The organism is Streptomyces prasinopilosus, assembly GCF_001419695.1.
Taxonomy (GTDB): Bacteria; Actinomycetota; Actinomycetes; order Streptomycetales; family Streptomycetaceae; genus Streptomyces; species Streptomyces prasinopilosus.
In genome coordinates this window covers 1-3,142 of record NZ_LIRG01000869.1, presented here as the reverse complement: position 1 = coordinate 3,142, position 3,142 = coordinate 1, and the positions used below count along the sequence as shown (strand labels likewise).

General features: G+C 70.5%; 4 protein-coding genes. 3 read left to right on the top strand and 1 reads right to left on the bottom strand.

What is annotated here, in order from left to right:
• The coding region (locus AOK18_RS34870; protein WP_420865650.1) for a hypothetical protein at positions 1-223 on the bottom strand (223 nt) is incomplete at its 3' end.
• Between the two features lie 228 nt (positions 224-451).
• Between AOK18_RS34870 and AOK18_RS27750 the strand changes: the two genes are divergently transcribed.
• From AOK18_RS27750 to AOK18_RS27740, 3 genes are all read left to right on the top strand, one after another.
• Positions 452-1,213 (top strand): GOLPH3/VPS74 family protein, encoded by a 762-nt coding sequence (locus AOK18_RS27750; RefSeq protein WP_055696113.1) that lies wholly within the window; start codon positions 452-454, stop codon positions 1,211-1,213.
• A gap of 409 nt (positions 1,214-1,622) precedes the next feature.
• Positions 1,623-2,480 (top strand): helix-turn-helix domain-containing protein, encoded by an 858-nt coding sequence (locus AOK18_RS27745; protein ID WP_055574524.1) that lies wholly within the window; start codon positions 1,623-1,625, stop codon positions 2,478-2,480.
• A gap of 251 nt (positions 2,481-2,731) precedes the next feature.
• Positions 2,732-2,923, top strand: coding sequence for a DUF397 domain-containing protein (locus AOK18_RS27740; protein ID WP_055696112.1), 192 nt, complete (start codon positions 2,732-2,734; stop codon positions 2,921-2,923).
• The last annotated feature ends 219 nt before the right edge of the window (positions 2,924-3,142 follow it).

Sequence of the window (3,142 nt, the reverse complement as noted above, 5' to 3'; positions counted from 1 at the left end):
CGGAGGCCGCGGCCTCCGACGACGCGGACGCCTCCGCGCCCGGAGCCGTTGACGACGGCGAAGCACCCCGGGTCGCCGCCGACCGGGGGTCCCGCCTGCCGGCGGCGCCCCCCTTGCTCCTGGCTTCGGGAACCGGCCCCGCACTCCCCGGCGTCGGTTCCGCCGACGACTCGCGCTGCTTCGACCTGTCGGGGGACTCGCCCGCCACCGATGCCTCCTCCATGCGCCGCGCGTCGCGCGTACGCCAACCGAACCGTGAAACCGTTGCGCCACCCACGACAGCGCTCCGCAGCGCTGTCCGAACCATCTACCAGTGTCCTGTGTGTGGACTTCCCCCCGGTGGTAGACGAGAACGACATACCTATCGGTTCCCTTACAAACCAGTCACGTGCTCTCGACAGACCAATGTGAGAGGGGTCACCCTGTCATTCATCCACGCGGGGAGGCATGGATGGGCAGGAGCCGCAGAACACTTCCGGAAGAGCTTCTGCTGCTGGCATTGGACCCGACCACGGGTACCACTGCGCAGCCGCAGTCGCTCGACCTCGGTCTGGCCGGAGCGCAGCTAGTGGAGCTGGCGCTGGCCGGACGGATAGCCCCAGACGGGGATCGTATCGCCGTGGTGGTACCACGGCCGACTGGAGATCCGACATTGGACTGCGCGTTGGAGCTGCTGCGAAGGCGTGGCGCTCCGGTCCGGGCGGTCAACTGGATCGGCGGGCCGCGCCTGGGGCTCCGCCAGACCTACCTCTCGCATCTGGAGCGGTGCGGCATGGTGCACGCCGTGGCCGGCCAGATGTGCGGGGTGTTGCCGACGACTCGTTACCAGGCGACGGACACCGAGATCAGCCGGGAGATCAAGGCCCGGCTGGACTCCGCGATCCGTACCGGCGTACCGCCGGACCCACGGACCGCGGCGCTCGCCGCACTGGCACACGCCGTGGGCCTCGGCAAGCACCTGTACCCGGGGAACGAGGGTCGCTCCTCACGTTCCCGGTTGCGGGACCTCATCCGGCACGACCCGATGGGCGGCCTGGTGGCGCACGCCGTGATGGACGTGCAGAACGGTGTGGCGGCCCAGCCACGCCGCAACCCGGCCCCGGCGGGAGGCCGTCAGGCCGCCACCCCCGGCGGCAGGGGCGGACCGGAACCCGCCCGTGGGGTTCCGGCCCAACCGCACCACGGATCCATGGCACGCGCCGTGGCCCACTAGGGCCTGTCCGGCGGGGCACACCGGAGGCAACCGGCGGGATCCGTCCGGCCGGGGCGTGCCGGACCCCACATCTCCGGCACGAGCCGCCGGAGAGGCCCAGGACCACCGGCCGGTCACCGGAGCCGCGGTCCGAGCGGGGCGGAGAGAGTGTGCGTACTCTCTCCGCCCCGTTCGGCGTGCCCGGAGGACCGCGACCGTGCCGCTCCGCGCCGTTCCCTGCCGGTGCGTGCCGCCGCCACCGCCGCACGCCGCTCCGGGCCGCCGGCACCCCGCGAACCGGGGTGCGGCCGCTGGATATCCACTGTTCTCCAGCGGCGGGAAGCGCCTTGGTGGCAGTCTGCTCAACACCAGATACGCAAAGTGGCAAGTACGAGTAAGTACGAGGCATACAGCCGGAGGTGCACGTCCCGTGGCGTCCAATGTCAATCCCACCGTCAGGCGACGCCGGCTGGGCCAGGAGCTGCGCAGGCTCCGTGAGCTCAAGGGCATGACGGCGGAGGAGGTGGCGGAGCGGCTGCTGGTCTCGCAGTCGAAGATCAGCCGGCTGGAGAACGGCCGGCGCAGCATCAGCCAGCGTGACGTCCGCGACCTCTGCGGCGTCTACGAGGTCCAGGACCAGCGGATCGTCGAGTCGCTGATGCAGATGGCCAAGGACTCGCGCCAGCAGGGCTGGTGGCACGCCTTCGGCGACATCCCGTACAGCGTCTACATCGGCCTGGAGACGGACGCGGAGTCGCTCAGGGTCTACGAACCCCAGATCATCACCGGCCTGTTGCAGACCGGGGCGTACGCGGAGGCCATCATCCGGGGCGGCTCGCCGGAGGCGTCGGAGCAGGAGAACGACAAGCGCGTCGAGGTCCGCCTGCGCCGGCAGAGCCGCATCACCGCTGAGACGGACCCGCTGCGCCTGTGGGTGGTCCTGGACGAGGCGTCGCTGCGCCGGGTCGTCGGGAGCCGGCAGGTCATGCGCGAACAACTGGAACACGTCATGGAGTTGTCGCAGCAGCCGCACATCACCGTGCAGGTGCTGCCGTTCGAGGTCGGCGCGCACTCGGGCATCAACGGCCAGTACTCCATCCTGGAGTTCGCGGACGCGGCCGACTCGAGCGTCGTGTACATCGAGGGCGTGACCAGCGACCTGTACCTGGAGAAGCCGCACGACGTGCAGAAGTACACCGTGATGTACGAGCACCTGCGGGCGCAGGCCCTGAACGTGGAGCAGTCCCGCCAACTGGTCGAGCGGGTCGCCAAGGAGTACGCGCGCTGACGTCCCCTCCAGAGCGGCCGCGGCTCCACGGCGGACAAAAAAGCGGCACTGTACACCGTCGGCAAGTCGCCCCGGACGTCTCTCCTGGAATATGCCACTCGGTCGAGTGAATGGCTGCGTCGGTGGGGGAGGGTGGCGAGTAGCGTCGATCACGCCAACCGTCAGTAGGGGTTGGCGCAATCCGTTCTGCGGGTCCCTGCTGGAACGCGCAGCCCGGAGACAGCAACTCGGCAACCGGCTACGGAGCGAACATGGCAATTCGTCTGGGCGCCACGGAAACGTGGACGACGTCCTCCTACACCAACAACAACGGCGCGTGCGTGATGGTCAGGTCGACCACCGAGGAAGCACTGGAACTCGGGGACACCAAGGTCCCCGAGGGCCCGAAGCTGGCCTTCCCCACGGACGCGTGGAGCGCTTTCGTGGCCTCGGTGAAGGCCTGAGAAGGCCGCCACCACCCGCGGGGACGGGGGCCGGCCCGGGGACAGCCGGCGGGGGAGGCCGGAGGGCCGTCGGCGGCCCGCCGCGGCGGACCACCTGACGGCGGCACCCGCCACACGTCCGATCCCGCCCCGGCACGGCTGAAGAGCCCTCTCGACGAGACCGCCGTCCTTGCCGAGGGGGCTCGGCCCGTGCCCGCGTCCCGCGACGGCGGCCCCGCG